This window comes from Aeribacillus sp. FSL K6-2833, from assembly GCF_037965815.1.
GTDB classification, from domain to species: Bacteria; Bacillota; Bacilli; order Bacillales; family Aeribacillaceae; genus Aeribacillus; species Aeribacillus composti.
Genome location: NZ_CP150189.1, coordinates 3,955,046 through 3,981,881 on the forward strand (window position 1 = coordinate 3,955,046; position 26,836 = coordinate 3,981,881).

Annotated in this window: 26 protein-coding genes, 2 tRNA genes and 1 pseudogene; 4 read left to right on the forward strand and 25 right to left on the reverse strand. The window is 37.4% G+C overall.

Annotation, left to right across the window (positions count from 1 at the left end):
- The first annotated feature begins 109 nt into the window (after nt 1–109).
- The gene (locus NSQ94_RS18945; RefSeq protein ID WP_144598565.1) at nt 110–1,015 is read left to right on the forward strand and encodes a Dam family site-specific DNA-(adenine-N6)-methyltransferase; all 906 of its coding nucleotides are present in this window, start codon (nt 110–112) and stop codon (nt 1,013–1,015) included.
- 51 nt (nt 1,016–1,066) lie between these two features.
- Here the strand turns inward: NSQ94_RS18945 and NSQ94_RS18950 are convergent, their stop codons facing one another.
- Nucleotides 1,067–1,627 (reverse strand): AlwI family type II restriction endonuclease, encoded by a 561-nt coding sequence (locus tag NSQ94_RS18950; RefSeq protein ID WP_144598408.1) that lies wholly within the window; start codon nt 1,625–1,627, stop codon nt 1,067–1,069.
- Nucleotide 1,628: 1 nt separating this feature from the next.
- Complete coding sequence (locus tag NSQ94_RS18955) at nt 1,629–3,443, reverse strand: AlwI family type II restriction endonuclease (protein ID WP_144598407.1); 1,815 nt, start codon at nt 3,441–3,443, stop codon at nt 1,629–1,631.
- Between the two features lie 251 nt (nt 3,444–3,694).
- Here NSQ94_RS18955 and NSQ94_RS18960 point away from each other — a divergent pair.
- Together NSQ94_RS18960 and NSQ94_RS18965 are read left to right on the forward strand one after the other, a co-directional pair.
- A pseudogene (locus NSQ94_RS18960) lies at nt 3,695–3,787 on the forward strand (arginase); the annotation flags it as partial.
- A gap of 142 nt (nt 3,788–3,929) precedes the next feature.
- Nucleotides 3,930–4,790 carry a nuclease-related domain-containing protein gene (locus tag NSQ94_RS18965; protein ID WP_144598406.1) on the forward strand — a complete coding sequence of 287 codons (861 nt, stop codon included), beginning with the start codon at nt 3,930–3,932 and terminating at the stop codon, nt 4,788–4,790.
- A gap of 410 nt (nt 4,791–5,200) precedes the next feature.
- On the opposite strand, the gene rlmH is transcribed toward NSQ94_RS18965, so the two are convergent.
- The 20 genes from rlmH to NSQ94_RS19065 form a co-directional block, all read right to left on the reverse strand.
- Nucleotides 5,201–5,680 (reverse strand): 23S rRNA (pseudouridine(1915)-N(3))-methyltransferase RlmH, encoded by a 480-nt coding sequence (rlmH, locus tag NSQ94_RS18970; RefSeq protein ID WP_339229836.1) that lies wholly within the window; start codon nt 5,678–5,680, stop codon nt 5,201–5,203.
- Nucleotides 5,681–5,805: 125 nt separating this feature from the next.
- Nucleotides 5,806–5,961, reverse strand: a complete 156-nt coding sequence (locus NSQ94_RS18975) for a CxxH/CxxC protein (RefSeq protein ID WP_144598404.1) — start codon at nt 5,959–5,961, stop codon at nt 5,806–5,808.
- 56 nt (nt 5,962–6,017) lie between these two features.
- Nucleotides 6,018–7,241, reverse strand: a complete 1,224-nt coding sequence (locus tag NSQ94_RS18980) for a S1C family serine protease (protein WP_339229838.1) — start codon at nt 7,239–7,241, stop codon at nt 6,018–6,020.
- A gap of 120 nt (nt 7,242–7,361) precedes the next feature.
- Nucleotides 7,362–8,156 carry an MBL fold metallo-hydrolase gene (locus tag NSQ94_RS18985; protein WP_327862594.1) on the reverse strand — a complete coding sequence of 265 codons (795 nt, stop codon included), beginning with the start codon at nt 8,154–8,156 and terminating at the stop codon, nt 7,362–7,364.
- 9 nt (nt 8,157–8,165) lie between these two features.
- Nucleotides 8,166–8,981, reverse strand: a complete 816-nt coding sequence (gene yycI / locus NSQ94_RS18990) for a two-component system regulatory protein YycI (RefSeq protein ID WP_063387770.1) — start codon at nt 8,979–8,981, stop codon at nt 8,166–8,168.
- Nucleotides 8,968–10,311, reverse strand: coding sequence for a two-component system activity regulator YycH (gene yycH, locus NSQ94_RS18995; RefSeq protein ID WP_339193711.1), 1,344 nt, complete (start codon nt 10,309–10,311; stop codon nt 8,968–8,970). Before yycH ends, yycI begins: the two co-directional genes overlap by 14 nt.
- Nucleotides 10,308–12,140: a cell wall metabolism sensor histidine kinase WalK gene (walK, locus tag NSQ94_RS19000; protein ID WP_066251764.1), complete on the reverse strand. Its 1,833-nt coding sequence runs from the start codon at nt 12,138–12,140 to the stop codon at nt 10,308–10,310. Before walK ends, yycH begins: the two co-directional genes overlap by 4 nt.
- A 2-nt stretch (nt 12,141–12,142) precedes the next feature.
- Nucleotides 12,143–12,856, reverse strand: a complete 714-nt coding sequence (gene yycF / locus NSQ94_RS19005) for a response regulator YycF (protein ID WP_063387767.1) — start codon at nt 12,854–12,856, stop codon at nt 12,143–12,145.
- Between the two features lie 316 nt (nt 12,857–13,172).
- Nucleotides 13,173–13,245: transfer RNA gene (locus NSQ94_RS19010), tRNA-Phe, on the reverse strand.
- 104 nt (nt 13,246–13,349) lie between these two features.
- Nucleotides 13,350–13,425, reverse strand: a tRNA-Lys gene (locus NSQ94_RS19015).
- Between the two features lie 668 nt (nt 13,426–14,093).
- Nucleotides 14,094–15,386, reverse strand: a complete 1,293-nt coding sequence (locus NSQ94_RS19020; RefSeq protein ID WP_063387766.1) for an adenylosuccinate synthase — start codon at nt 15,384–15,386, stop codon at nt 14,094–14,096.
- Between the two features lie 155 nt (nt 15,387–15,541).
- Nucleotides 15,542–16,912 (reverse strand): replicative DNA helicase, encoded by a 1,371-nt coding sequence (gene dnaB, locus NSQ94_RS19025; protein WP_063387765.1) that lies wholly within the window; start codon nt 16,910–16,912, stop codon nt 15,542–15,544.
- A 114-nt stretch (nt 16,913–17,026) separates the two neighbouring features.
- Nucleotides 17,027–17,473 (reverse strand): 50S ribosomal protein L9, encoded by a 447-nt coding sequence (rplI, locus tag NSQ94_RS19030; protein ID WP_063387764.1) that lies wholly within the window; start codon nt 17,471–17,473, stop codon nt 17,027–17,029.
- Nucleotides 17,470–19,446, reverse strand: coding sequence for a DHH family phosphoesterase (locus NSQ94_RS19035; RefSeq protein ID WP_339229841.1), 1,977 nt, complete (start codon nt 19,444–19,446; stop codon nt 17,470–17,472). The genes rplI and NSQ94_RS19035 overlap by 4 nt, the downstream gene beginning before the upstream one ends.
- Nucleotides 19,447–19,482: 36 nt before the next feature.
- A complete protein-coding gene (locus NSQ94_RS19040) occupies nt 19,483–20,409 on the reverse strand; it encodes a YybS family protein (RefSeq protein ID WP_066251762.1) in 927 nt (308 codons plus the stop codon).
- Nucleotides 20,410–20,535: 126 nt separating this feature from the next.
- The gene (gene rpsR, locus NSQ94_RS19045) at nt 20,536–20,772 is read right to left on the reverse strand and encodes a 30S ribosomal protein S18 (RefSeq protein WP_044748995.1); all 237 of its coding nucleotides are present in this window, start codon (nt 20,770–20,772) and stop codon (nt 20,536–20,538) included.
- A gap of 43 nt (nt 20,773–20,815) precedes the next feature.
- A complete protein-coding gene (gene ssb / locus NSQ94_RS19050; protein WP_063387761.1) occupies nt 20,816–21,313 on the reverse strand; it encodes a single-stranded DNA-binding protein in 498 nt (165 codons plus the stop codon).
- A gap of 66 nt (nt 21,314–21,379) precedes the next feature.
- On the reverse strand, nt 21,380–21,667 hold the full coding sequence (gene rpsF / locus NSQ94_RS19055) for a 30S ribosomal protein S6 (protein ID WP_063387760.1): 288 nt from the start codon (nt 21,665–21,667) through the stop codon (nt 21,380–21,382).
- Nucleotides 21,668–21,770: 103 nt separating this feature from the next.
- Entirely contained in the window at nt 21,771–22,868 is a 1,098-nt protein-coding gene (ychF, locus tag NSQ94_RS19060; RefSeq protein WP_063387759.1) for a redox-regulated ATPase YchF, read from the reverse strand.
- Between the two features lie 147 nt (nt 22,869–23,015).
- Complete coding sequence (locus tag NSQ94_RS19065; protein ID WP_063387758.1) at nt 23,016–23,222, reverse strand: DUF951 domain-containing protein; 207 nt, start codon at nt 23,220–23,222, stop codon at nt 23,016–23,018.
- Nucleotides 23,223–23,472: 250 nt separating this feature from the next.
- On the opposite strand from NSQ94_RS19065, the gene yyaC reads away from it, so the two are divergent.
- Nucleotides 23,473–24,090, forward strand: coding sequence for a spore protease YyaC (gene yyaC / locus NSQ94_RS19070; RefSeq protein ID WP_339229843.1), 618 nt, complete (start codon nt 23,473–23,475; stop codon nt 24,088–24,090).
- A 13-nt stretch (nt 24,091–24,103) separates the two neighbouring features.
- Here the strand turns inward: yyaC and NSQ94_RS19075 are convergent, their stop codons facing one another.
- The 3 genes from NSQ94_RS19075 to noc all read right to left on the reverse strand — a co-directional run bounded on the left by NSQ94_RS19075 (nt 24,104) and on the right by noc (nt 26,821).
- The gene (locus NSQ94_RS19075; protein ID WP_339229845.1) at nt 24,104–24,958 is read right to left on the reverse strand and encodes a ParB/RepB/Spo0J family partition protein; all 855 of its coding nucleotides are present in this window, start codon (nt 24,956–24,958) and stop codon (nt 24,104–24,106) included.
- A complete protein-coding gene (locus NSQ94_RS19080) occupies nt 24,951–25,712 on the reverse strand; it encodes an AAA family ATPase (protein ID WP_063387755.1) in 762 nt (253 codons plus the stop codon). The genes NSQ94_RS19075 and NSQ94_RS19080 overlap by 8 nt, the downstream gene beginning before the upstream one ends.
- A 266-nt stretch (nt 25,713–25,978) precedes the next feature.
- On the reverse strand, nt 25,979–26,821 hold the full coding sequence (noc, locus tag NSQ94_RS19085) for a nucleoid occlusion protein (protein WP_063387754.1): 843 nt from the start codon (nt 26,819–26,821) through the stop codon (nt 25,979–25,981).
- Between the last annotated feature and the right edge of the window lie 15 nt (nt 26,822–26,836).

A 26,836-nucleotide genomic window follows, 5' to 3' on the forward strand; every position in this document is an offset into this window, starting at 1 on the left:
AAATAATTCCCTTTATACAACAGAACATTTGTTCCTTTTCTGTGGATCATAGTTATGTTAAATTAGTATAATGTAGTAGACAAGCTACTATTAAATTGGAGGTTATTAGATGAAACCTATTTTAAAATATCGTGGTGGAAAAAAAGCAGAAATTCCTTTCTTTATTGACCATATACCCAATGATATTGAAACCTACTTTGAACCCTTTGTTGGGGGTGGTGCTGTATTCTTCCATTTAGAACATGAAAAATCAGTTATCAATGATATTAATTCTAAGCTTTATAAGTTCTATCTTCAATTAAAGCACAATTTTGATGAGGTAACTAAACAATTAAACGAACTACAGGAAATATATGAAAAAAACCAAAAGGAATATGAGGAAAAAAAAGCTCTTGCTCCTGCTGGTGTCAGAGTGGAAAATAAAAATGAAGAACTATATTATGAGCTAAGGAACGAATTTAACTATCCATCAGGAAAATGGCTAGACGCAGTAATTTATTATTTTATAAATAAAACTGCTTATAGTGGGATGATAAGGTATAACAGTAAAGGAGAATATAACGTTCCTTTTGGAAGATACAAAAACTTTAATACAAAAATCATTACTAAACAACACCATAACCTGCTTCAAAAAACAGAAATATATAATAAAGATTTTTCTGAAATTTTTAAGATGGCAAAATCAAATGACTTCATGTTTCTTGATCCTCCATATGATTGTATTTTTAGTGATTATGGAAATATGGAGTTTACAGGTGATTTCGACGAGAGGGAACATCGTAGGCTTGCTGAAGAGTTTAAAAACTTAAAGTGCCGTGCACTAATGATCATTAGTAAAACGGAATTAACTACCGAACTATATAAAGATTATATCGTTGATGAATATCATAAAAGCTATTCTGTAAACATTAGAAATAGATTTAAGAATGAAGCAAAGCATTATATAATCAAGAACTATGATTATGTACGAAAAAATAAAGAAGAAAAATATGAGCAACTTGAACTTATTCATTAGTTAAAGGAACAATGAACTGGCATTGTTCCTTTTTCAATTTCATTTTCAATTTCATTTTAAATTGTACTCAATGAAAGTTAGCCATTCTTCAGCTTGATCATATCCTAAGTCACTTCGTAATAATTTTATCAGTATTTCTTTTAGTTTATTAGGATTAAAGTGTTCTCCATCACCTTTTAGCTGTGTAACTAGCTTTTTAAACTGGTCTACTGTTAATGGAATTACAGGTTCTGATTCCTTGTTAAAACCTATATGTCTTGCAAAAGAAAGATCAATACTTTTTCCTAAGAAAAGAGTATATGCTTCTATTCCTTTTTTTTTATATTCTTGTAGGTGCCTGACTACTGAATCCCCTTCATAATCTAGTTGCTTTTCCCCTATCGTGAGGGAACATTCAATTAAAATTGAAAAATGCTCATATTCAACTAATATATCTTCAACACCTGGTATGGCATTACCAATTGGATGACCTGAATCATCAAGCTTAAAGTTTGGGACTAGATTCTTATAGGAACCTAGTTTTTTAAAAACTCTATATGTGTTCCACTCGAAGTAATTTGGAGGATTTATCGTTTTTTCAACTTCTTCATAAAAGTCCAGAATATCTTGCATTTTAAAACCTTACCTCCTTGTCAACAACCCAATTATTTAAAGTTTCTTCTAAACCAGCTTTAATTTGAGTATATTTTCTTTCACACTCTATAGTTGTTCGATATAATGAGACCATCAGATTCTTAATATCATAAGAAGATAACCTTCTTCCTTTTTCAATTAATTTCTTCTGTACCATTAGGAGCATGTTAAACTGTTTTAATGAGAGAGGGATAATTCTTGTGTTTTGAACAATATTGTATTTCATAAACTCCTCAAAAGTATTCTTATTGATTTCTGGCGCAATGAATAAACAATATAGTTCTTTCTCTACTCCTTGCTTTTCTAATTCTTTTTTCATGTTTAAATAATGCCTTGTTACTGGTTCTGATTCCATCTTAAACTGGGTTGCTCCCTTAGAAGTTGTTACTTCACCAAGAACAATAAAGTCTTCATATATAATTTCCATATCAGGCTGGTTACCTGCGGCATGAGTAACTGGTTGTAACTCTTCATCAATAACGAAGTTGTTTTTATATTCTAAAGCATTTCCAAGAATAATGAAGCCATTCCACGTAAGCCATTCAAATACAGTATTTTTATTTGCAATAAAGCGAGCTTTAATTTTCTCTTCAATCACATTCTTTTTCTCATGATATACCTCAAGAAGGTCAATGACTTCTTCAAGTTGACGTGGGTCATTAAAATCTGCTTGTAACTTTTTCTTTTTGAGTTCTAGCTGTAATTCCTTAGCATGGTAAATAACATCTTTTAATGTTTCTACATCAACTTTTTTATTAAGAGAATTATAAATGTCTTCAAGGACTTGTATTTCAACTTTAACATTTGGAAAATGTTCTACTAATTGCTCAGCTAGTCTGGTATTTTCATCTCGTATTCTATGGGCTAGATCTAAAAGTTGTTCTTTTGTCTCAAATGAAAACTGTGGTAAACTCGGATTTCCATAATATTCATGAAATTCCTCTACTCTCGTATAGTTCTTTACAACTTTTGATGAACTGATAATTTCATCAATTAAATCAGATTTTTCTGGATTTAAGACGAGTTGATTCCCTCTTGCAACAAATAGACCTGTATATCGAAAATATCTTGTGGTTGCATCTGCCACATCTCGTGCATTTCTCATTTTAGTTTCAATTTTTGACTTATGTGAAGAGTCAGATTTCCCTTCACGAATTTTACCTACATTTCCATAAATCTTTTCGAATCTTTTAAAAAAGTAATTCTCAGTAAACTCAAGTTTCTTATTTTGTCCTTTTATTTTTTCACGTTCATTACGGAACTGCATTATTTCCTCTGCAATTTCATCCACCTGATTATTATTTGTTGCTGTTAAACAGAACATAGCAATATCTAATTTACTGAGGCCGCCTACCTTTTTTAGTAAGCTAAGAACAAATACAAGAGGATTTATACTCCATTCCTCCTCGGGATATTCCTTACCTTTGTGTTGAAACGATGGATATTGCCACTTTACTAACTGTTTTAAGAAAACATCTTTGGGTCTTCGGTTATTTGCAAGCATTTTCCCTGCTTCAGTTATACGAAGATAACCTTCTTCATCTACAAATACGAAACCATAAGTTTTCATTGGTGCCACTCTGTCTCGAGTAGAAAATGCAGCTTCTTTTTTATAAGTAGTACCTAAGAATTGTGGTAAAGCAGCAAGTTCTTTAGCAAATGCCTCTTGTGCTTTATACCCTTTTACCCCTTTCCAATAACTTCCCTCAAAATTTGCTAGTACTTTTAACTCAGGCTGAATTTTTTCTGGACTTCTAGGTGAACAAGAAACATACCAATTAACTTTTTTAGCCATCTAATCCCTCCTGTAAGACCCATAAATGTGATGTATACCTAGATTATACTGATTAACCAAAAAAAGTAAATGTCCTTTACTCAAAAACTTTAATATTTTTCGTTTTTGAGTAAAAGACATAATAAATATTTATACACTTTATTGTTAAGTTGAACCATTTAGAAATAACTTTTATGCTTATAGTTAGAGTAGAATTTAAAAGGGGAATTTAAAAATTGAAGAAAAAAAATATATCAATAATAGGGGTTCCAATGGATTTAGGTTAAATGCGCAGAGGTGTTGATATGGGGCCAAGCGCAATTCGATATGCTGGTATAGTTGAGCGATTAGAGCGATTAAACTATTCAAATGAATCATATACAATCAAATCTTATTTTTCGTTGCAATACTCTGCACTTGTTTTTTTTCCATACATAGTCTTCTCGCATTATTGATAATCAACTCAACAACATATAACCAATTCCATTAAATGAAAGGACGTAGACTATGCTTTATAAAGCTCGAACTAAGTCTAAAGAATTGTTGATTATGGAGCTTTTGAACACTCGAATGGATTATGAAGGGGAAGTTTTATTTGATGCCTTAACAGAGAAACTTCAATGTGAATGCATTATTTTAAATGACTTACTACTAAATATAAATAATACCAACTTCCAAATTGATTCTTTAATTATAACTTCAGAGAAAAATTATTTATTTGAGGTCAAAAATTATGAAGGGGATTATTATCACGAATCAGATATGTTGTTTAAAATAACCAAATCCGAAATTATTAATCCTCTTCATCAATTGAATAGAAGTAATTATTTATTACGCCAGCTACTCCTTAATCTTGGTTTTAATCCTCAAATTGATGCTTCGGTTGTTTTTATCAATCCTAATTTTACCCTATATCAAGCACCTCTCGATAAACCATTTATTTTTCCTACTCAGCTAGACCAATATTTGGACAAACTAAATACCAAACCTTCAAAGTTAAATAGAAAACACAAGAAGCTAGCGGATAAGCTTATTTCCTTGCATATAACTGAATCGCCTTATCAACAGTTACCATCATATGATTATGAACAGGTACGAAAAGGAATCACCTGTGTTCAATGCAAGTCTTTTTCTATCTACATCGAAGGAAGAAAATGTGTATGTAAGGAATGTAGACACGAAGAATTAGTTACAGCTTCCGTAATGCGGAGTGTGAAGGAATTTAAGCTTCTTTTTCCAGATCATCGGATTACTACGAATGCAATTCATGAATGGTGTCAAATGGTACCATCTAAAAAAAGAATCAGAAGAATTCTAAACAATAATTTTAATCAAGTAGGAGTTCGTCAATGGACTTATTATGAGTAATAAGTAGAAGATCTATCCTTTAGTTAGACTGTATTATTCTTATTTTGGGGTTGTCCAGAAAGTCAAAATCCATTGAAAACGAAACATCATAAGCATTGATATATCAACGTTTCTAAAACATTAAAGGGGCGTCTATAAGCCGGAAAATCGACTTATTAGACAGCCCCTTTTCCTATGTTTCCTATCTTGTTTATGTCCTTCAGGAGTCTTATGAAGGACTTTTCTTATGCTCTCTTTCTTAATTATGTTCTTCAATAGTTTTATGACGGACATTTAGCATATACAATTGCTTCTTTTTGGACTTCATCGCCTCTATGAATGACATTTACAAATTTTATTAGATTATTTTTGTCCTTCACAGTGGCATTTCTCCAAAATCCATCTACTAAGCTATCTCCAAAAACCGCTATTCACTTATGGTACGGTTCCCCCCTCATAATCCGAAATGCCCGATAGATTTGTTCGAGCAAAATGAGGCGCATGAGCTGATGGGGGAAGGTCATTTTGGAAAAGGAGAGGGCTTCGTCCGCCCGTTTCATTACCTCTTTGCTCAGTCCGAGCGATCCGCCGATGATAAAGGCGATTTTGCTTTTTCCGTATGTGGCCAGTTTATCTATACTATGTGCGAACTCTTCCGAGGATTTCATCTTGCCTCCAATGGCGAGGGCGATGGTGTATGCATCGGTCGGGATTTTGGCTAAAATTCGTTCGCCTTCTTTGTTTTTGATTAGTTCCATTTCCTGCAGGCTTATTTGTTCAGGAGCCTTTTCCTCAGGAAGTTCAATGATGTCAACTTTCGCATACGATGAAAGGCGCTTTAAATATTCGTCGATTCCCTGCTTTAAATATTTTTCCTTCAGCTTCCCAATCGCTATAATTTGAATGTTCAACTTTCATATTTCCCCTTTTTTATTTTATCAACATGTTGATAACTATTTCCCACATAAAATAACAAATATTCCACAGATTTTATCCACAATTGTGGATGAATACCTCTATATTTCGTGTCCGAAAATCAGTTCCCAACTATATATACTGCGGTTTTTTCGCACAATTCACAGGTTGTGGATAAGCTGTGATTAAATTCAATTTTTTGAATATTTGGTGCTGTTTCATACTGGTCTACATACATGTCGATTGCTAAATCAATATGATCCTCGCAGCAATACATTTATAATCCTCCTACCCCATAATGAAAACAGGAAAGCTGATTCGCCTTCCTGTTCTTTAAAAAGATTTTTGTTCAACGAGCTTCAGCTTCACTGTTTTCAACTCGCCGTTTCGATAGAATTTTACTTCCACTGTGCTTCCAACCTTTTGGCTGTATAGCTGCTTTCGAAGCTGGAGAACATTTTCGACCTTTTTCCCAGCAAGCTCTATAATTACGTCCTTCTCTCTCAAACCTGCGCGTTGAGCTGGCGACATCGGCTCAACACTCATCACAATCACGCCGTTTTTAACGTCCTTTGGCAAATTTAATGCCTCTTCCCAATAATAGCTTGGGATGTCTTCAAGAGACTGAAGACCGATTCCCATATATGGACGCTTCACTTCGCCGAATTTTTCAAGATCATTAATAATCGGAATTGCAATGTTAATTGGGATAGACAGTCCGATTCCTTCCACCGCGGATTCAGCAATTTTCATGGAATTAATTCCAATTACTTTCCCGTCTAAATTCACAAGTGCTCCGCCGCTGTTTCCTGGATTAATCGCGGCATCCGTCTGCAGCACTTCCGCCTGCCAATCCACTGTTCCGTTTTCATCAATATCAACAGGAATGGTTCGTTCTGTTCCAGAAATAATTCCTTGTGTAACAGACCCAGCAAATTGCAAGCCGAGCGGGTTTCCGATTGCCAGCACCGGCTCACCTGGTTTGACTGTGTCCGAATTGCCGAATTCAGCAACCTTCTTAACGTGCTTTGCATCCACAACCAATACTGCTAAATCCATCAGCTGATCACTGCCGACAAGTTCAGCGGGAATGCGTGTTTCGTCGTTTAATACAACTTCCAATTGATGCGCTCCGGCTACAACATGATGATTTGTTACAATATAGGCTTTATCGCCTTCCTTTTTGTAGATGACCCCTGATCCTGTTCCTGCTTCTCCCTCTTGTGTTTGATCCCAGAAGCTTACTTGCTGAATATTGACGACTCCGACAACCGCATCACTCACTTTATTGACTGCTTCTGTAACTGCTGAATTCACATTTACATTTACTGTTTTGACTGGCCCTTGGACATTTTCTGTTTCCCCTTCCTCATTTTGGTCTGGACTGATGTTCAGATTATATGGAAGAATATTGAATTGTGCTAATGCTGGAAGGGAGAAAATAACTAATAACGCGCCTAACACGGCTCCGATTAACCCTGCCAATAATGATCCGCCCCGGTTTCCCCTTTGTTTTCTGTTATTATACCGTTCAAAATCATCATCATAATATCCCATCGCCTCATCATTCCTTTCCGATGACGAATGATTTTATCTACATTATTATAGTATAACGCGAGCTGGCAGGAAAAATATATGACAACATTAACATACCCAACGATGGTGAAATTCAAACATTTAAACAGCTACGAGAGGCGTCGGTTTCTTTGGATCTGTATCATATAATTCAAATTGTTCTCCGACAATGAATCCTTTTTTCTCTAATACTTGCTGGACAGACATTCGTGCGAGCTCTTTCATATTATTTTCTTTACTTAAATGCGCCAAATAAATTCGTTTCGTCTTGTCGCCAATGACATCAGCCATAGCAAGTGCAGCATCTTCATTTGAAACATGTCCAACATCAGATAAAATTCTTCGTTTTACATTCCAAGGATACCGGCACATTCGCAGCATTTCTACGTCATGGTTGCTTTCAAAAATAAAAACATCTGCACCGCGTATGATCCCTTTCATTCTGTCGCTTACATATCCAGTATCAGTAATTAACGCTAGTTTTTTTCCATGGTGGTGAAACACAAAAAACATTGGTTCTGCTGCATCATGGGAAACGCCAAATGATTCAACCTCTAAACTTCCAAACGATTTCGTTTCGCCGATTTCAAAAGTAAACTTTTGTTCTAAATGAATTTCGCCGATTTCTCTCTCCATTGCTTTCCACGTTTTTTCATTCGCGAAAATCGGAATTTCGTATTTTCTCGCTAAAATTCCAAGTCCCTTGATGTGATCGCTATGCTCATGGGTGACTAATATACCGCTTAAATTTTTTATGTCCCGTTGAATTTCCTGAAACAAATTTTCCATTTGTTTACCACTTAATCCTGCATCGATTAACAGGGAATGTTCATCTGTTTCTACATAAATGGCATTCCCTGTGCTGCCGCTCGCGAGAACACTGAAATTAAGGCTCATTTCCTTCACTCACTCCAAATTATTATTCTCTTTCTCCGGTTTAATGACCTGACCTTCCAATGCATTCACATAATAATCTTCTGTTTTATTGACAACTACATGCCATGTCGGAGCCAAAATTTGCTGTTCCGACAGCGGGTATTGTGTGTAATATCCGTATTCTACATCGGTTACTTTACTGTTAGATTTCAAATCATTTTTTTCATAAAGAGCTTCCAATGCTTTAATCGCAGGCAATATTTCCTGCTTCTCCAATTCTTTTATATCTTCTAGCAATGTTTGCTGATAAGACACAATTTCATTTTTATCATTTAAATAAAAGACAATCATACCGATTCCATCACTTACATCTTGAAAAATAATTTTTCCTTTGTACTCCTGCAGACAAATAATTTCCCTTGTTTCTTTGCTGTAGCGCCAAAACTTGTATTGACTGCCCGCAATGATTTGTGTCGTTAAAATTTGCTTGATCTTATTTTCGATATTTTCTCCTACAATTGGAATCGGTTTGTCAAAACTCATCCGAAGCTTTGTTACCGAACGAGTCAACTCCTCATCAGGCAGCATCGGCTTTTGATTTTTCAGTTGTTCGATTTCTTCTTCCTTAAATATTTTGCTTTCTGCCGTTATATAAGAACCTTCTATTACTTCTTTTGGAAGCTTCCCAAATTGTATATTTTCCGCTGCAAACTGCTCTTCAATCGTCGTTTTCGTGATCATATCATATTTGGAGCTTTTGATTTTTTCAACATACTGAAAAGCTAAATAAATATCAAGGATCAGGAAGGCAATAATAAACACAGTTTTCGTTTTACTCCAATCCAATACCTTCCCCTCCTTTACCCGCTTTTTTCACATTCAGCCTTTGATATTTATCGTTTTCGAGTTCAATGCACCATATCGGCTCCAAATTTACGATATTTTGCCGTGACGACTGTTGTATGTCATAAGCGGGAAAAATACGTTTTATTTTGTCGGCTTCAATGCTTGGATTATCTTTAATAGCTTCAATTATATCTGCTGCTTTAGGTAAAGTCGTTTTATCTTCCCGGATAAAACCATCCAAATAAAATAACGGACGCTGATATAAGGCAATATCATTCTTTCCCCAGCTTTGCATGATCGTCGTGATCGAATAATGCGAATCGCTGAACGAAAATACTGGCAAATTTCGAACCGTTAGACGAAAATAAATTTTCTGTTCTTGATCCGTTTTTTCGAAGCGATAATCATTTAATCCTGACAGCCAACCGCCATGTTTGTTCAAAAAATCAATGCTCTGCAAGATCAATTTTCCTTTTTCCGTCGTTAAAGACTGGTCAATTGTCGGATTAACGTAAACAACCCTTTCTTTATCTTCGTTGATGACAAGCTGACGGGAGCTGTCTGTATACACAAATTCGGAAGCATTGACATCCCGTTTTACATAACTTGGATCATTAAACAATGCATTTTTAAACTGCTCACCGCTCATTGATTTTGTAAAATATTGAAGGCGATGAATCGGAAACGGCTTTTCAGGCAAAAATAATCCGTTCCAAAACACGTAGCTTTCAAAGTTTTCTTTTTCTTTATACACCTCCGTCCACAAATTGCTTAAAACGGTTTTCACCTGTGCTTCTACTACATATTTATGCTCGTAGTCGACTAAATAAAGTTTTCGGTTCGCTTTCTCGTTTGTCAGAGGAATGTAAATCCGATCAAATTCTATGTTGAAATCTTCTTCATCCGTCCAGTCGGTTATTGATAAGAGGGCTGACATCGGAATCGAGTCGTTAAAAATAACTTCAAAGTTAGGGGTTGAATTATGTATTTCCCTGTTTATCCATTGATTAAAACCATATTGCTTTTCAATCTCTCCAGAAATATTTTTGAATTCCTCTAGCTCCCACTGACGGATATCCTTCCAAAGTCTTTCGATGACGATTTCGTCATAAGTTGCGTAATGTTTTATTTTTTCATGAATCATAATATGATCCGGCTGCACGACTTCATAAGGCTTTTTTGTTACATTGCTTAACGGGTTGTTTTCAATATAGTTGGAGTTTGAAATTTCCCCGTAGTTTGGCTGATATGTCCAAATATTCCAGGTGAAGAATAAACTTGTCAGCACTAAAAATGTTAAAATAATGGATTTTATCGTTTCCCGGTTCATAGCCAATCATCCTCTTGGTTCTGTTCATATGGCAATGTGAAAAATACAGTCGTGCCTTTTCCTTCTTCACTTTCCACCCAAATTTCTCCTCCGTGTGCTTCCACCATCTCTTTTGCAATTGCAAGACCAAGACCGGTTCCGCCCATTTTGCGTGATCTAGCCTTATCAACACGATAAAAACGTTCAAAAATTTTTTTCACACTTTCTTTTGGAATTCCAATGCCTTCATCTTTTACACTGACTTCAATATGGTCAACTTGTTCTTTTACTTGAAAAGAGATTTTTCCGCCTTCAGGAGAATATTTCAAAGCATTGGAAATAATATTATCGAGCACTTGCGTAATTTTATCGGGTTCAATTTCTACATAAAGGCTTTTTTTCGGAATGTTTCGTACAAATGTGACATGCTGCTGCTTAGACATTTCAAAACGATCAATAATTTTGTGGAAAAAGTCTGTGAAATTCACCATGTCTTTATTTAATTGATAATCTTTACTATCTAGTTTTGATAGCTGGAGCAAGTCATTAACCAGCCTAATCATCCGCTCCGTTTCGTTTTGCGTCACTTGTAAAAATTTTGGTGCGATCGTTTCGTCTTTCCAAGCCCCTTCCGCCAATGCTTCCAAATAACTGCGCATTGTAGTAAGCGGCGTCCGCAGCTCATGAGAAACGTTTGCGACAAATTCACGCCGCTCTTGGTTGATTCGTTCCTGCTCTGTTACATCGTAAACTACCGCAATCAATCCGTTAATATGATCTTCATCAATTTGTATTGTAGAAAAGCTGATTCGTAATATATACGGTTTTTCCTCTGTGCTGAAATCTAACAGCATCGGTTCTTGCTGGTTCACTAAATCTTCAAAAGTACATTCATCCGTTAAATCTAAAAGCTCCACAATTGATTTTCCTAAGGCTGTTTCACGTGAAACATTCAACATTTCATGGGCCGGATTGTTCATGACAATTACTTTTCCATGCCGATCTGTAGCTATGACACCTTCTGTCATATGAGTAATAATAGACGCCAGCTTTCTGCGCTCTTCTTCAGTTGTTTCCTGTGCTTCCTCCAATTTTTCCGTGAGATGATTGAACGTTAATGCAAGCTGTCCAATTTCATCTTCGCCGTACACTTTTACTTTTCTGGAAAAATTCCCTTTTGCCAGCTCCAACGCTTGCCTTCTCATATCTGACAACGGACGGGTTATAGTGCGGGCAAGAAAAATTCCTAGCGCCGCGGTAATAAGAAGGGACATCCCTGTGCCTGTTGCAAAAATTTTGTTAATCGTCCGCAATTGTGAAAAAACTTCCTCCATTGAGGCAACGACATAAACAACGCCAATTGTTTCTCGTTTATAATCTGTGACGATCGGAGTCGCTGATACGTACATTCGATGCTTCGTTTGCGGATCAAGCAAAATATTGCTTTCAGGCGAACCGACGATTAAAGTCCGTTTAATCATATTTTCAGTTGTTCTTTTCCCGATCACATCTTTGTTGTAATCAGATGTCCCGATGACACGCGCATCTTGGTCCACTACGCGAACTTCATGAATTTCCTCCCGTTTAAAATCTTGCAAAATAGCAGATATCTCATCTTCCATATTCAATGATTCGTCCACTTCTTCATTCGTCATCGCTTGCTCAATCTGGTAAGCCAGCAAATCAATCCGCTGCGAAAGGGAAGATTTAAAATTTTCTATAAGAGAAGATTCCAATTCCTTAACGAAGTAAATACCGATGATTTGCATAGCCAAAATAATCAGAAGCACATAGATCAGCACAATTTTAAAATGTATCGAACGGAAAAAACTCACTCGACTGCTATACATGTTCACTGCTCCTGTTCAGGATTGCGCAAATAATAACCTACCCCTCTTCTTGTCACAATCCATATTGGATGGCTTGGGTTGTCTTCAATTTTTTCCCTAAGTCTTCTAACCGTGACATCTACAGTTCTGACGTCTCCGAAATAGTCATATCCCCAAACGGTTTGCAGCAAATGCTCTCGGGTCATGACCTGTCCAATGTGCTTCGCTAAATAGTGAAGCAATTCAAACTCACGATGAGTAAGCTCGATCGTTTCTCCCCGTTTTGAAACGACATATGCATCAGGATGAATAACGAGAGAGCCGATTTGAATTTCCGACTGTTCAGAAGCCGCTTCCCTTGCAGCATTTGTTTGCTGTCTTCGTAAATTTGCCTTTACCCTTGCCAAGAGCTCTCTTGTGCTGAATGGTTTTGTCACATAATCATCAGCACCAAGCTCCAGACCAAGCACTTTATCGATTTCTGAATCTTTCGCAGTCAACATAATAATCGGCATTTCATATTTTTTTCGAACTTCCCGGCACACTTCCATTCCATCCTTGCTGGGAAGCATAATATCTAACAATATCAAGTCAGGTTTAATTTCTTCCACCATTTCAATCGCGCTTGTTCCATCATAAGCACAGTATACATCAAAACCTTCTTTTTTAAGATTAAACTCTAATATATCTGCAATTGGTTTTTCGTCATCAACAACTAATATTTTTTTATTTTCCATCATTTTCTCCCCTTTTGATCTATTATCTATTAACTTTACTTTACCACGATTACATTCATCTCATCATCAACTTTCAATACAAATGGAAAAAACAAGCAGAAAACCCCTAGCTATTGCTAGAGGTCTTAAATTCAATAGGTTTTGGAACTTAGAGTAAACCCCTGTAAATTCCTATCAAACCTATTATATCAATTTTTATCTTATTGTAACAGCTTGAGATGAGAAATCAAATTTCTATTTACAACCACAAATGTTACCAATTTTGGTTTAACTTACTTATAGCCAAAAATAGCACGGATAAACCGTGCGTATGAAGTGGCTCGGGACGGAATCGAACCGCCGACACAAGGATTTTCAGTCCTTTGCTCTACCGACTGAGCTACCGAGCCGTATAAAGTTTTCAAGAATGCGAACTCTTTTTCCCTCTCTCAAGCCTTTCATATATGTGGATTCTCGAATGTGAGGCAGCTTGTATAATATTTCTCGATTGTAATGGTGAGCCATGGAGGATTCGAACCTCCGACCCTCTGATTAAAAGTCAGATGCTCTACCGACTGAGCTAATGGCTCATAAAAAATTTTTTTCTCCTAATCCATTTTTCATTTGTCAGATGTCCCTTCCTCTGCCAGTCTTTTCGAGGATGTTGGATGCGTCGGGACAACTCGTCGCTTATTCGATGAAGCCTTGCTCGTTGCTCTACCGACTGAGCTAATGGCTCATAAAATTTTTTTTCTTCTAATCCATTTTTCATTTGTCAGATGTCCCTTCCTCTTCCGGCTTTTTCGAGGATGATGGATGCGTCGGGACAACTCGTCGCCTATTCGATGAAGCCTTGCTCGTTGCTCTACCGACTGAGCTAATGGCTCATAAAATTTTTTTTTCTTCTAATCCATTTTAAAATTTGTCAGATGTCCCTTCCTCTTCCGGCTTTTTCGAGGATGATGGATGCGTCGGGACAACTCGTCGCCTATTCGATGAAGCCTTACTCGTTGCTCTACCGACTGAGCTAATGGCTCATAAAAAAATTTTTTTCTATCTAACCCATTTTAAAATTTGTCAGATGTCCCTTCCTCTTCCTGATTTTTCGAGGATGTTAGATGCATTGTGCGAACAGTTCGGAGCCAATACGCTCATTTTTCTCAAGACGTGTATAATAATATCATTTCTAGAGGGACAAAACAACGATTTTTTTTAATTTCACAAAAAAAAGAGGGAACAGCCGATCCCTCCAAGTTTATTATATTGGACTGTATACACTGCGGACAACATTTGTTTGTGAACGATCTGGACCAACTGAAAAGATGGAAAGTGGGATACCTGTTAACTGGGAAATCCGTTCAACATAATGGCGTGCATTGTCAGGAAGATCGTCCAAGCTTTTTGCCCCCGTAATGTCTTCCTTCCAACCCGGCAATTCCTCATAGACAGGTTCGCACTGTGCAAGTACTTTTAAACTTGCTGGAAATTCTTCTAAAATTTCACCTTTGTATTTGTAGGCGATGCATATTTTTAATGTTTCGATTCCTGTCAATACATCGATGGAATTTAAAGATAAATCAGTTATTCCGCTTACCCGGCGCGCATGGCGAACAACAACGCTGTCAAACCAGCCCACTCGACGTGGACGTCCTGTTGTTGTGCCATATTCCCGTCCAACTTCACGAATTTGATCGCCAATTTCATCGTGGAGCTCTGTCGGAAACGGACCGTCTCCTACACGAGTTGTATAAGCTTTTGATACGCCGACAACATGTTTAATTTTCGTAGGACCTACACCTGCTCCAATTGTCACACCGCCTGCTACTGGATTGGAAGATGTAACAAAAGGATATGTACCTTGATCGATATCAAGCATAACGCCTTGAGCTCCTTCAAATAAAACACGGCGTCCTTCATCAAGCGCGTCGTTCAGCACAACAGATGTGTCGCATACATATTGTTTGATTTGTTGGCCGTACTCGTAGTATTCATTTAAAATCTCTTCCAGTTTAAACCCTTCAACTTCGTATACTTTTTCAAACAGGCGATTTTTTTCTTCTAAATTTCTTCTCAATTTTTCTTCAAAGACTTCACGATCCAATAAATCGGCGATGCGGATGCCAATACGGGCTGCTTTATCCATATAGGCTGGACCTATTCCTTTTTTCGTCGTCCCGATCTTGTTGGCTCCTTTTCGTTCTTCTTCCACTTCATCCAATTTTAAATGATAAGGCAAAATGACGTGAGCGCGGTTGGAAATTCGCAGATTATTTGTTTGAATTCCCCGTTTATGCAAACCGTTCAACTCTTCTACCAGCGCTTTAGGATCGACAACCATTCCGTTTCCGATGACACAAATTTTATCTTGATAAAAAATACCGGATGGGATTAAATGCAGTTTATATGTTTCACCGTTAAATTTGATTGTATGGCCAGCATTGTTTCCACCTTGGTAACGGGCGATCACTTCCGCATTTTGAGAAAGGAAATCGGTTATTTTCCCTTTTCCTTCATCCCCCCATTGTGTACCAACAACAACAACTGATGACATGTGTGCACCTCCGTGTTCACCAAAAATCCAATACAAAGAAACAAGTTTATTCTACCAATTGTAGCAAGTAGAGTCAATAAAATCCGAACGTTCACTTTATTATTAAATATTTTGTTCGTGTTATATAAGATGCTTACAAAAAAACAACTGCCTCATCAAGAGACAGCAGGAGGAATATGATCGTCTTCATATCTCCTTTCAAGATTTACAAATTTATTATATTCTTTTACAAATGCAAGCTGAACAGTTCCTACAGGGCCGTTCCGCTGCTTGGCTATAATGATTTCAATAATATTTTTGTTTTCTGATTCCGTATTGTAGTAATCATCTCTGTATAAAAAGGCGACGATATCTGCATCCTGCTCAATACTACCGGACTCCCGAATATCTGACATCATCGGGCGTTTATCTTGACGCTGCTCGACGCTTCGTGATAGCTGGGATAATGCGATGACCGGCACTTCCAATTCACGTGCCAAAGCCTTAAGAGATCTTGATATTTCCGAAACTTCCTGCTGGCGGTTTTCCCGATTCCGCCCGCTTCCTTGAATTAATTGCAAATAATCTATGATAATTAAACCAAGGCCCTTTTCCTGTTTTAACCGTCTGCATTTGGCGCGAATATCACTCACTCTTATGCCAGGTGTATCATCAATATAAATGCCGGCATTTGATAAACTCCCCATTGCCATCGTCAACTTTCCCCAATCATCCGGGGTTAAATTTCCCGTTCGCAAATTTTGGGCATCTATGTTTCCTTCTGCGCATAGCATACGCATGACAAGCTGTTCCGCACCCATTTCCAAGCTAAAAATCGCTACATTTTCGTCCGTTTTCGTCGCAACATTTTGAGCGATGTTTAAGGCAAATGCAGTTTTACCGACAGACGGGCGGGCCGCTACGATAATTAAATCATTTCGCTGAAAGCCGGCCGTCATACGATCCAATTCGGAAAAGCCTGTAGGAATTCCTGTAATTTCCCCTTTGCGATTGTGGAGCATTTCAATTTTATCGTATGTTCGAACAAGAATATCTTTAATGTTTTGAAACAATCCGGCTTTTCTCCGCTGCGCCACTTCCATGATGCTTTTTTCGGCTTCTGTTAAAAGTGTTTCCACATCGTCTTCCCGATTATAGCCTTCTTGAGCTATAGCCGTTGCTGTTCGTATAAGTCTTCTTAATATCGATTTTTCTTCAACAATTTTCGCATAATATTCGATATTTGCTGCTGTAGGAACGGATCCCGCTAAATCGCTTAAATAAGAAACCCCGCCAACCTCTTCCAAAATTTTCGCATCCGCCAAGTCTTTTGTCACAGTTACTAAATCGACGGGCTCTCCTTTTTCCGAAAGCCTCAACATCGATTGAAAAATCTTTTGATGGCTGGATCGATAAAAATCTTCAGGAACTAATATTTCGGAAGCTAACATAAGCGCTTCAGGTTCTAAAAAAATTGCCCCAAGCACTGCCTGCTCTGCTTCTATATTTTGTGGTGGAATTCGATCACTGACCAGAAGATCATTCAAGATGATCACCGCCTTACCGTGGACACATAAATTTTTTCTCCAAAAAGTATAAAGAGAAATGTGGCATTACTTCAAGATCAACTTCTTTCCATAATACCACATTGCTCCTTGCCATTATTCTTCTGTAACATGTACCTTTAACGTCGCCGTCACTTCCGAATGAAGCTTAATCGGAACATTTGTATAGCCTAAAGAACGAATCGCATCTGGAAGATCAATCTTCCGTTTATCGATTTGAATATTATGTGCTTTTTTTAATTGATCAGCAATTTGTTTGCTTGTTACGGAACCAAATAATCTTCCGCCCTCACCGGCTTTCGCTTTTAATTCAACCGTGATTTTTTCAAGCTGTTCTTTTAATTTTTTTGCCTGCGCTAATTCTTCCGCTGCCTCTTTTTCTTCTTTTTTCTTTTGCGCTTCCAGCTGTTTTAAATTGGCACTTGTCGCTTCAACAGCCAAACCTTTTTTAAAAAGATAATTTTGGGCATAGCCGTCAGCTACATTTTTTACTTCACCTTTTTTCCCTTTCCCCTTTACATCTTGTAAAAAAATCACTTTCATTCTTCATTTCTCCCTTCTAAATATTGTTGAACAGCTTCTTTTAATCGTTTTTCTGCTTCATTTATCGTAACATGCTCCAGCTGGGTCGCGGCATTTGTTAAATGCCCTCCACCTCCAAGTGCTTCCATTATTAATTGAACATTAAAATCGCCCAATGATCTAGCACTAATACCGACTGTATGTTCATCACGCTTCGCAATGACAAACGACGCCAATACGCCGTTCATTGATAAAAGAGTGTCAGCTGCCTGAGCAATGATCACTTGATCGTAATATTCATCTTCTTGATCTGCTTTTGCTATTGCAACCCCATTATTCATAATCTCTGTGTTTTGAATGAACTTGGCACGTTGAACAAATTGTTGAATATCCTCTTTCAACAATTTTTGGACAAGGATTGTATCCGCTCCTTTTGATCGCAAATAAGACGCCGCATCGAATGTTCTAGAGCCTGTTCGAAGCGTGAAGCATTTTGTATCTACCGTAATACCTGCCAACAATGCAGTTGCCTCTATTGTACTCATTTTAAATTCTGCAGGCTGATATACTAAAATTTCCGTAACAAGTTCAGATGTAGATGATGCATAAGGTTCTATATAAACAAGCAGTGGATCTTGAATAAATTCTTCTCCCCTGCGATGATGGTCAATGACTACTACATGGTCAATTTCGCTCAGCAATTTTTGTTCAGCCACCATTGAAGGTTTATTCGTATCTAGAATCACGAGAAGAGAATGATCTGTTGCAATATTCAGGGCTTCATCCGGAGTGATGAATCTGGACCATAACTCAGCGTCCTTCTTTACTTCCTCCACAAGCTTTTGAAGTCCTTGGCCGAATTCTTCATGATTTACAACAATAAAACCTTCTTTATGATTGATTTGCGCCACCTTCAATATTCCAATTGCTGAACCAATTGAATCCATGTCAGGATTTTTATGACCCATAATAAATACTTTATCACTTTCACGAATGATTTCTTTTAATGCATGAGAAATCACTCGAGCTCTAACGCGTGTGCGTTTTTCGATCGGATTTGTTTGTCCGCCGTAAAATTTAACCTTGCCATTTCCCCGTTTAATAGCAACTTGGTCTCCTCCGCGGCCTAAAGCAAGATCTAGACTCGACTGCGCCAGATGCCCCAATTCAGACAGATCTTTAATGCCGGCTCCAATCCCGATGCTTAAGGTGAGAGAAACATTTTGAATAACCGCTTTTTCTCTGACTTCATCTAAAATAGAAAATTTCGTTTTTTCAAGCTCAGCCAAAATTTTTTCATTAAAAACCGCAATAAAACGTTCAGAGGAAACTCTTTTTAAAAAAATACCGTTATCGACTGCCCATTTATTTAATATGGATGTCACAAGACTGTTTAAATTGCTCCGCTTTTGATCGTCGAGCCCTTGTGCGATTTCATCATAATTATCTAAAAATATATAAGCTAAAACAATCCGTTCGCTTTCATACTGCTTTTTTAGTTCCGTGTGGTCCGTTTCATCAAAAAAATAAAGAAGCCTTTCTTCTTTTTTGACAATGACGCGAAATTTACGGTTTTGAAGAGTCACGATATCGGAATCTATCCCTTTTTGAAATAACACTTTTAATGTTTCAGAAATTTCGTCAAGAGGACGACCGACCAGCTTGTCGTTCTTAAAATATGAAGCTAAAAATGGATTGACCCATTCCACGGCAAATTGATCGTTGATAAGCATAATGCCAATCGGCATCTTCATAAAAACTTCATCGCCAGCTTTTTTCAAACGAAACGTTAAATCAGAAATAGAATGTTCCAATTCCAATTTCAACCGTTTAACAGCATAAAAGAAAAAAAACAACAGACAACCTGCAACGATTGCGCTAATACAGCCAATCACCCAATTATAAAAAAACAGAAAACCGACCATTGCCGCTATTACGCCGATTAGTGCGTATAACGGGTAAAAGAATAAAGGTTTTTCAAAAAAACTCGGCATTTTATTCAGCTCCTTGCAAAAAGAACGAACCAAGACCTAACGTATTTTTTCGCGGAGATTAAACCCTAAATCAATGATTCCCAATATTCGTACTGGATAAAGAAGAATTGGCAAAATAAATGTTCCAATTACAATCAATACCGGCACTGCTTTCGAAAGTTTTTTCACATGACAAAAATAAAAAATAAAGGAAAACCCTTGAATTAAAAGCACAGTCTGTAAAACAAACACAATATTGTAAAGCGCGATATTTAAAAAAGATTCTTTAGGCAAATTGATAAGCATAAGGAGAGTGGCGATTAAATAATACCAAATAATACTTTTTGGAAATTTCCAGTCGCGGAAAGGGGTGATTGTTCCAACATTCAATTTTAATCTTTTTATAATTCCAATGTTCAATATATGTATAATCACGGCTAACATAAATGACACAATGACAAACATGCTCGGAAGCAAGTTCATTAATAAATCAAACTGCTCGTTCATTTGCTCCATCATTGTTTTTTTCATTTCTTCATCCATTGAAGGGAATGCGGCTAATGTTTCCCTTACTGAAGACTTGGTTTGTTGTATAACATCACTAAAAAGATCAACGCCCAAAAAAACAATTGATAACGCATAATCAAGAACGAAATTGATGAGCAATGAAATGGTGCCGCCTATTAACGCAAACAGCTGCCGTTTTTGACGATAAAAGTATGCCATTATGATACCTGTCACACTGAACATGAGCCCAATCGGCAGCGAAACGATGGAGCCGACCAAAAATGTCATCACGATTGATGCTAATAATAAAACAAAAGACTGCTTGATTCCGTGGCGGATACCGAAAATAATAAACGGCGTCGAAAGGAAAAATATTGATATAACGCTTAATATCGGAACATATAAAGTAATTAATAGAAAAACGGTATAAATAGCAACGAATATAGCACCTTCTGTTAAAACATTCGTACGTTTCACAGACTCACCTCAATCAAGACTCATACCATTATTTTAATCTAGACTTTTTAAACAATCAAATCATGGTTTCATTTAACGGACAAGAAAAAAGCAACAAGGGATTCACCTTGCTGCCTTCGAAATTTCTTATTTATCATCTGCAACATAAGGAAGCAATGCCATTTGACGGGCCCGTTTAATGGCAACTGTTAATTTCCGTTGATATTTTGCACTCGTTCCTGTTACACGGCGAGGCAAAATTTTTCCGCGTTCAGAAATGAATTTTTTAAGCAAATCAACATCTTTGTAATCAATGTGCGTAATGCCGTTTGCTGTGAAATAGCACACTTTCCGGCGTTTACCGCGGCCTCTGCGTCCAGCCATTACAATTCCTCCCTTCTTTACATTTATCTAGGCGTACAATCGGTTAAAATGGTAAATCATCATCTGAAATATCAATCGGTTGTCCATCATTAGCAAATGGATCATCGTCAAAGTTTTGGTGGTTCTGATTATTCCGGTTTGGATCAAATGGTGCACCGCCATATGGATTTGCATTTCCTTGATTTCCTGCAAAAAATCCCGAATTATTCCCGACTGCGGCACTCTTCGGTTCTAAAAATTGAACACTGTCCGCCACAACCTCTGTTACAAATACTCTTCTTCCCGTTTGATCTTCATAGCTGCGTGTTTGAAGACGGCCATCAACACCCGCAAGGCTGCCTTTTTTTAAATAGTTGGCTACGTTTTCCGCAGGACGCCGCCAAACGACACAGTTGATAAAATCTGCTTCGCGTTCCCCTTGCTGATTTGTAAAATTTCGATTAACTGCCAATGTAAAGGTTGCAACGGCTACACCGCTGGGCGTGTATCGTAATTCGGGATCTCTTGTAAGCCGACCGACCAAAACGACACGATTCATCATTTCAGAACCACTCCTAAAATGTCTTTTAAGATGATATTACCATTTTAACACGTATATTGGAACAAATTACTCTTCTTCTTTAACAATGATATGACGTAAAATATCTTCATTGATTCTTGCCAAACGGTTAAATTCTTCAACCGCTTGAGGTGAAGCTTGAACGTTTAAAATCATGTAAATACCATCTCGAAAGTCTTTAATTTCATAAGCGAGACGGCGTTTTCCCCATTCCTTCACCTCTGTAATCTCCGCACCATTGTTCACAAGAATGCCGTTAAAACGCTCAACTAGCTCTTTTTTAGCATCCTCTTCAATGTTTGGACGGATAATATACATAATTTCGTATTTTCTCATTCTCTTACACCTCCTTTTGGTCTTGACGGCCCAATTCGGGCAAGGAGTAATTATCATTACTCACAAACCAAAATTATAGCAAATTTTTATTGATCCCGCAACATTAGACATTGAATCGAAAATGAATAATATCTCCGTCTTGAACCTCGTAATCTTTTCCTTCCAATCGAACCTTTCCAGCTTCTCTTGCAGCAGCCATCGAACCTGCCTCAATTAAGTCTGTATAGGAAACTGTTTCGGCCCGAATAAATCCCCGTTCAAAATCAGAATGAATGATGCCTGCGCACTCAGGTGCTTTCATTCCTTTGCGGAACGTCCATGCCCGAACCTCTTGTTCCCCAGCAGTAAAATATGTGGCGAGTCCCAGCAAGCTGTAAGATGCTTTAATTAATTGATCTAAACCAGATTCTTGAATTCCAAGCTCCTGCAAAAACATTTCTTTTTCTTCCGAATCAAGCTCGACCATTTCAGATTCAATTTTTGCACATACGACAATTACTTCGGCATTTTCCGCAGCAACATATTTGCGCACTTTTTCCACATATTCATTACTTCCAGAGGATATATCTTCCTCACTAACATTTGCTACATAAAGTACAGGTTTAATGGTGAGCAAATGAAGCTGTTTTACATATTTCATCTGTTCTTCCGTGAATGAAACAGAACGGGCGGGCTTTTCATTTTCAAACGCTTCTTTTAACTTCATTAAAATTTCATATTCAAACATAGCTTGCTTGTCTTTTTGTTTTGCTATTTTGGCAACGCGATCGATCCGTTTATCAACTGTTTCCAAATCGGCCAAAATTAACTCGATGTTAATTGTTTCAATATCTGCAATCGGATCCACTTTTCCGTCAACATGCGTAATATTTTCATCATCAAAACAGCGAACAACATGGCAAATTGCATCCACTTGGCGAATGTGAGACAAAAATTTATTGCCAAGGCCTTCTCCCTTGCTTGCCCCTTTGACAATTCCTGCGATATCAGTAAATTCAAATGTTGTCGGAACCGTTCTTTTCGGCTTAAATAATTCTGAAAGCTTTTGCAGGCGATAATCAGGCACTTCAACAATTCCTACGTTCGGATCAATGGTGCAAAACGGATAGTTCGCACTCTCGGCCCCCGCTTGTGTGATCGCATTAAACAGCGTTGATTTTCCAACATTCGGAAGACCAACAATACCAGCAGTTAATCCCATGAATTTTCCACTCCTCTTTTTGTACGGACACTATCTCATCAACTAATCTTCACCCATTATAGATAGGAACAAGAAAAATGACAAGCTTTCATCCTCCAAATCGATCAGCTCTATAAAAAAAGACTGCCGATTTAAGGCAGCAGTCTTTCATTGTTGCTTCTCACTATGTTTTTCAATGACTTTTTTCATCTTTCTTACAAATTCTTTTCTCGGCATGAGAACACTATGGCTGCAACCTTCACATTTAATACGGATATCCATTCCCATTCGGATCACTTTCCAGCGATTTTCTCCGCAAGGATGAGGTTTCTTCATTTCAACAATATCATAAAGGTCAAATTCCTTGTTAACCATCTAAGCCGTCATCATCCCTTCCTTAAATATTCCATTTATAGCAAACATACAGTATATCTTTTTAGTTAAAGCGAAAAGCCATCTATACTTAGATGGCGCCATGATAGATTTATTTTAACAAGTTTTGTATTTGATTTGTACCTTTCATCAAGCCAATCCCATTTGAAGGTATAAACACTATTCATTTTTAGGTATAGAAAATTTAAATATTCCGTATACTGGTAATACTATTTCAGGGGGTGAATGGCCGATGAATGTAAAAACAAATTTTTTCCCTTATAAAAAAGAAAAAGAAAGAATCTTTTATCATCATACAGATGCTGTTACTAAATTATCACTAAAAATTGGAAGTCTTATACCAAAAGAACATCAAGATTCCATCGTCGTTTTATGCATTGGAACAGATCGTTCAACAGGAGATGCGTTAGGTCCGATAGTCGGGACGAAGCTAATGGAACAAAATTTAACTCATGTTCATATATTTGGGACTTTGAAATCTCCGGTTCATGCTGTCAATTTAGGAGAAACGATTGAGACGATAAACAATCAGTTCGAACATCCCTTCATCATTGCTGTGGATGCTTGTTTAGGTCTCTATCAAAACATTGGTTCTTTTCAAGTAGCGGAAGGTCCCTTAAAGCCAGGTGCAGCTGTCAACAAATCGCTTCCGGCGGTCGGAGACATGCACATCACTGGAATCGTTAATGTCAGCGGCTTTATGGAGTTTTTTGTTTTGCAAAATACGAGGCTCCATCTTGTTATGAGCATGGCTGACGTCATCTCAGCAAGTTTGATCAATGCCTTCAATTCTATAAGGGAATCTGAACAATCAAACGTATCGCTATTTCGAAGAGGATTTGAATTTTAGCTGTTCTTCAACATCAAGATGATACTTTTACATCCAACAGTTCTAAAATACGCACCAAATCTTCTTTCGAAAAAAACTCAATCTCTATTTTCCCTTTCTTCTTTTGCTGCTTAATGGAAACGGATGTTCCAAATTTTTCTCGTAAAAACGATTCTTGTTCACGTATAAAAGCATCTTTTTTCTCTATCTTTTTCTTTGTTTCACGTGAAACACTTTCATTCATCTGCTGCACTAACTGTTCTACTTGCCGGACATTTAAATTTTCTTTTAAAATTTTATTCACTAAATATTCAAGTTTCTCTTTTTTCTTTATGCCAAGCAATGTTCTCCCATGACCCATTGATAGCTTGCCTTCAGATATCAATGTTTGGACGAACGGTGGAAGGCTTAGGAGCCGCAAATGATTGGCAATATGCGGACGGCTTTTGCCAAGACGTTTTGCCAATTCTTCTTGTGTAATGCTCAAATGCTCCAAAAGCGATTGGTACGCTTTCGCCTCTTCGATCGGGGTTAAATCTTCCCTTTGCAAATTTTCTAATAGAGCGATTTCCATCATTTGCTCATCTGTCAACTCTTTCACAACTGCCGGAACTGTCTTAAGCTTCGCTTCTTTTGCCGCTCGATAACGGCGTTCACCGACTACAATTTCATAGCCTTTTATGCTCTTTCGGACTATCAGCGGCTGTAAAATTCCGTGCTGCAAAATGGATTGCTTAAGCTCTTCAATCGAACCAGGGTCAAATGTTTTTCTCGGTTGATAAGGATTTGGACGTAAATCCCCTATTTTAATATCTTGCACCACTTCTTCCTTATTCAGTTCTAAATTGGCAAAAAGTGCATTAATTCCTTTCCCTAATCCTCTAGCCATTTGCCACCACTTCCTTTGCTAATTCTAAATAAACCTCTGCTCCTTTGGATCTTGAATCATAAAGGATAATAGGCTGTCCATGGCTCGGTGCTTCACTAAGCCGCACATTTCGCGGAATAATGGTTTGATACACTTTGTCTTGAAAGTATTTTTTTACCTCATCAATTACTTGTATGCCTAAATTAGTCCGCGCATCAAGCATTGTCAGCAATACACCTTCAATCATCAAATCCGAATTCAAATGTTTTTGAACCAACCGAATAGTATTTAACAGCTGGCTTAATCCTTCCAAAGCATAGTACTCGCATTGAACTGGAATAATGACCGAATCCGAAGCCGTTAGCGCATTGAGTGTTAAAAGTCCGAGCGAAGGCGGGCAATCTATTAATATGTAATCATATTGCTGCTTCACTGGTTCAAGCGCTCTTTTTAATCGGACTTCACGGGAAATCGTCGGAACTAATTCAATTTCAGCACCTGCAAGTTGAATAGTTGCTGGAATCACATCAAGATTTTCAATCTGTGTTGTTTTAATGACTTTTTTTACATCTGCATCCTCTACTAAAAGATCATACACACAAAGGTCGACATCCGCTTTTTCAATACCAACCCCACTTGTCGCATTACCTTGAGGGTCTATATCGACTAATAGAACCCGCTTTCCTGTGTATGCTAAGCAAGCTCCGAGGTTAACGGAAGTTGTTGTTTTTCCAACGCCGCCTTTTTGGTTCGCTATGGAAATGATCTTACACACGGTGTCACCTGCTTTCTCCTACTTCAAATGTTCTATTGTATTTTATTTTATCACGAAAATGCTTAATTGTAGGTGATATCTTTTGGGATGTTTCACAAACTTTTTTCTTTTGTAGGTGGAAATGCTAGGAATTCATCCTTTTTTCGAAAAAAATAAAATATTGTCGTATTTCCCGGAAAATAATTTGTTGCTGTCGAACATTCTGTCCAAGTCTTTTTGCTAAGTTTTTTTCTAATAAAAAACTCTTCACGAAAAAGTGTGAAGAGTTATTTTGGAATTTTGATCGTTAATTGTATATAGTTTTCAAATTCTTCTTCTTTTGAATCTATTTTAACTCCTGTTTCAGCCACCATAGTCAAAGATTTCCGAATCGTATTCAAAGCAATTCTCGTATCTCTGCTGAAAGCTTTTCTTTTCGGTTTTTGCTTTTCTTCTTTTTGGTCTAACATTTTAACTACGCGATCTTCTGTTTGTTTAACATTTAACTGTTTTTCAATAATTTCGTTTAACAATTTAATTTGCAATTCATGATCTTTTAAAGGAATGAGTGCTCGCGCATGACGTTCCGTAATGGATTTGTTTAACAATGCCTCTTGAACTTCTTTTGGGAGCTTCAGCAGACGTAGTTTATTGGCAATCGTCGATTGTCCTTTTCCAAGCCTTTGAGCTAGCGCTTCTTGAGTCAGCTGATGGAGTTCAATTAATTTTGCATAAGCAACTGCTTCTTCAATGGCTGATAATTCTTCCCGCTGCAAGTTTTCAATTAAGGCGATTGAAGCGGTTTCTTTATCATTATAATTTTTTACTATAGCCGGAATTTCCATCCATCCAAGTTTTTTGACAGCTCTCCATCTTCTTTCCCCGGCAATAATTTCATACCGTTCATCCGTTTTTCTGACAACAATCGGCTGTATAATGCCATGAGTTCGGATTGTTTGCGCCAATTCATCAATTTTATCTTCAGAAAAAACAGTTCTCGGCTGAAATGGATTAGGGACGATCTCATCAACAGGAATATGCAAAATTTCTTCTTTTACATCTTTTTCTTCTTCAAAGTCCGTCACATCTTTTTCCCCAAAGCCAAATAATCGAGAAAAAGGATGCTTCATATGCTGACACCACCT

Bases quoted from the DNA above. Each gene is read 5' to 3' on its own strand.
- NSQ94_RS18945 (WP_144598565.1), top strand. From the start codon at position 110: ATGAAACCTATTTTAAAATATCGTGGTGGAAAAAAAGCAGAAATTCCT.
- NSQ94_RS18950 (WP_144598408.1), bottom strand. From the start codon at position 1,627: ATGCAAGATATTCTGGACTTTTATGAAGAAGTTGAAAAAACGATAAAT.
- NSQ94_RS18955 (WP_144598407.1), bottom strand. From the start codon at position 3,443: ATGGCTAAAAAAGTTAATTGGTATGTTTCTTGTTCACCTAGAAGTCCA.
- NSQ94_RS18965 (WP_144598406.1), top strand. From the start codon at position 3,930: ATGCTTTATAAAGCTCGAACTAAGTCTAAAGAATTGTTGATTATGGAG.
- NSQ94_RS18975 (WP_144598404.1), bottom strand. From the start codon at position 5,961: ATGTATTGCTGCGAGGATCATATTGATTTAGCAATCGACATGTATGTA.
- NSQ94_RS18980 (WP_339229838.1), bottom strand. From the start codon at position 7,241: ATGGGATATTATGATGATGATTTTGAACGGTATAATAACAGAAAACAA.
- NSQ94_RS18985 (WP_327862594.1), bottom strand. From the start codon at position 8,156: ATGAGCCTTAATTTCAGTGTTCTCGCGAGCGGCAGCACAGGGAATGCC.
- yycH (WP_339193711.1), bottom strand. From the start codon at position 10,311: ATGAACCGGGAAACGATAAAATCCATTATTTTAACATTTTTAGTGCTG.
- walK (WP_066251764.1), bottom strand. From the start codon at position 12,140: ATGTATAGCAGTCGAGTGAGTTTTTTCCGTTCGATACATTTTAAAATT.
- yycF (WP_063387767.1), bottom strand. From the start codon at position 12,856: ATGGAAAATAAAAAAATATTAGTTGTTGATGACGAAAAACCAATTGCA.
- NSQ94_RS19020 (WP_063387766.1), bottom strand. From the start codon at position 15,386: ATGTCATCAGTTGTTGTTGTTGGTACACAATGGGGGGATGAAGGAAAA.
- rplI (WP_063387764.1), bottom strand. From the start codon at position 17,473: ATGAAAGTGATTTTTTTACAAGATGTAAAGGGGAAAGGGAAAAAAGGT.
- NSQ94_RS19035 (WP_339229841.1), bottom strand. From the start codon at position 19,446: ATGCCGAGTTTTTTTGAAAAACCTTTATTCTTTTACCCGTTATACGCA.
- rpsR (WP_044748995.1), bottom strand. From the start codon at position 20,772: ATGGCTGGACGCAGAGGCCGCGGTAAACGCCGGAAAGTGTGCTATTTC.
- ssb (WP_063387761.1), bottom strand. From the start codon at position 21,313: ATGATGAATCGTGTCGTTTTGGTCGGTCGGCTTACAAGAGATCCCGAA.
- rpsF (WP_063387760.1), bottom strand. From the start codon at position 21,667: ATGAGAAAATACGAAATTATGTATATTATCCGTCCAAACATTGAAGAG.
- ychF (WP_063387759.1), bottom strand. From the start codon at position 22,868: ATGGGATTAACTGCTGGTATTGTTGGTCTTCCGAATGTTGGAAAATCA.
- NSQ94_RS19065 (WP_063387758.1), bottom strand. From the start codon at position 23,222: ATGGTTAACAAGGAATTTGACCTTTATGATATTGTTGAAATGAAGAAA.
- yyaC (WP_339229843.1), top strand. From the start codon at position 23,473: ATGAATGTAAAAACAAATTTTTTCCCTTATAAAAAAGAAAAAGAAAGA.
- NSQ94_RS19075 (WP_339229845.1), bottom strand. From the start codon at position 24,958: ATGGCTAGAGGATTAGGGAAAGGAATTAATGCACTTTTTGCCAATTTA.
- noc (WP_063387754.1), bottom strand. From the start codon at position 26,821: ATGAAGCATCCTTTTTCTCGATTATTTGGCTTTGGGGAAAAAGATGTG.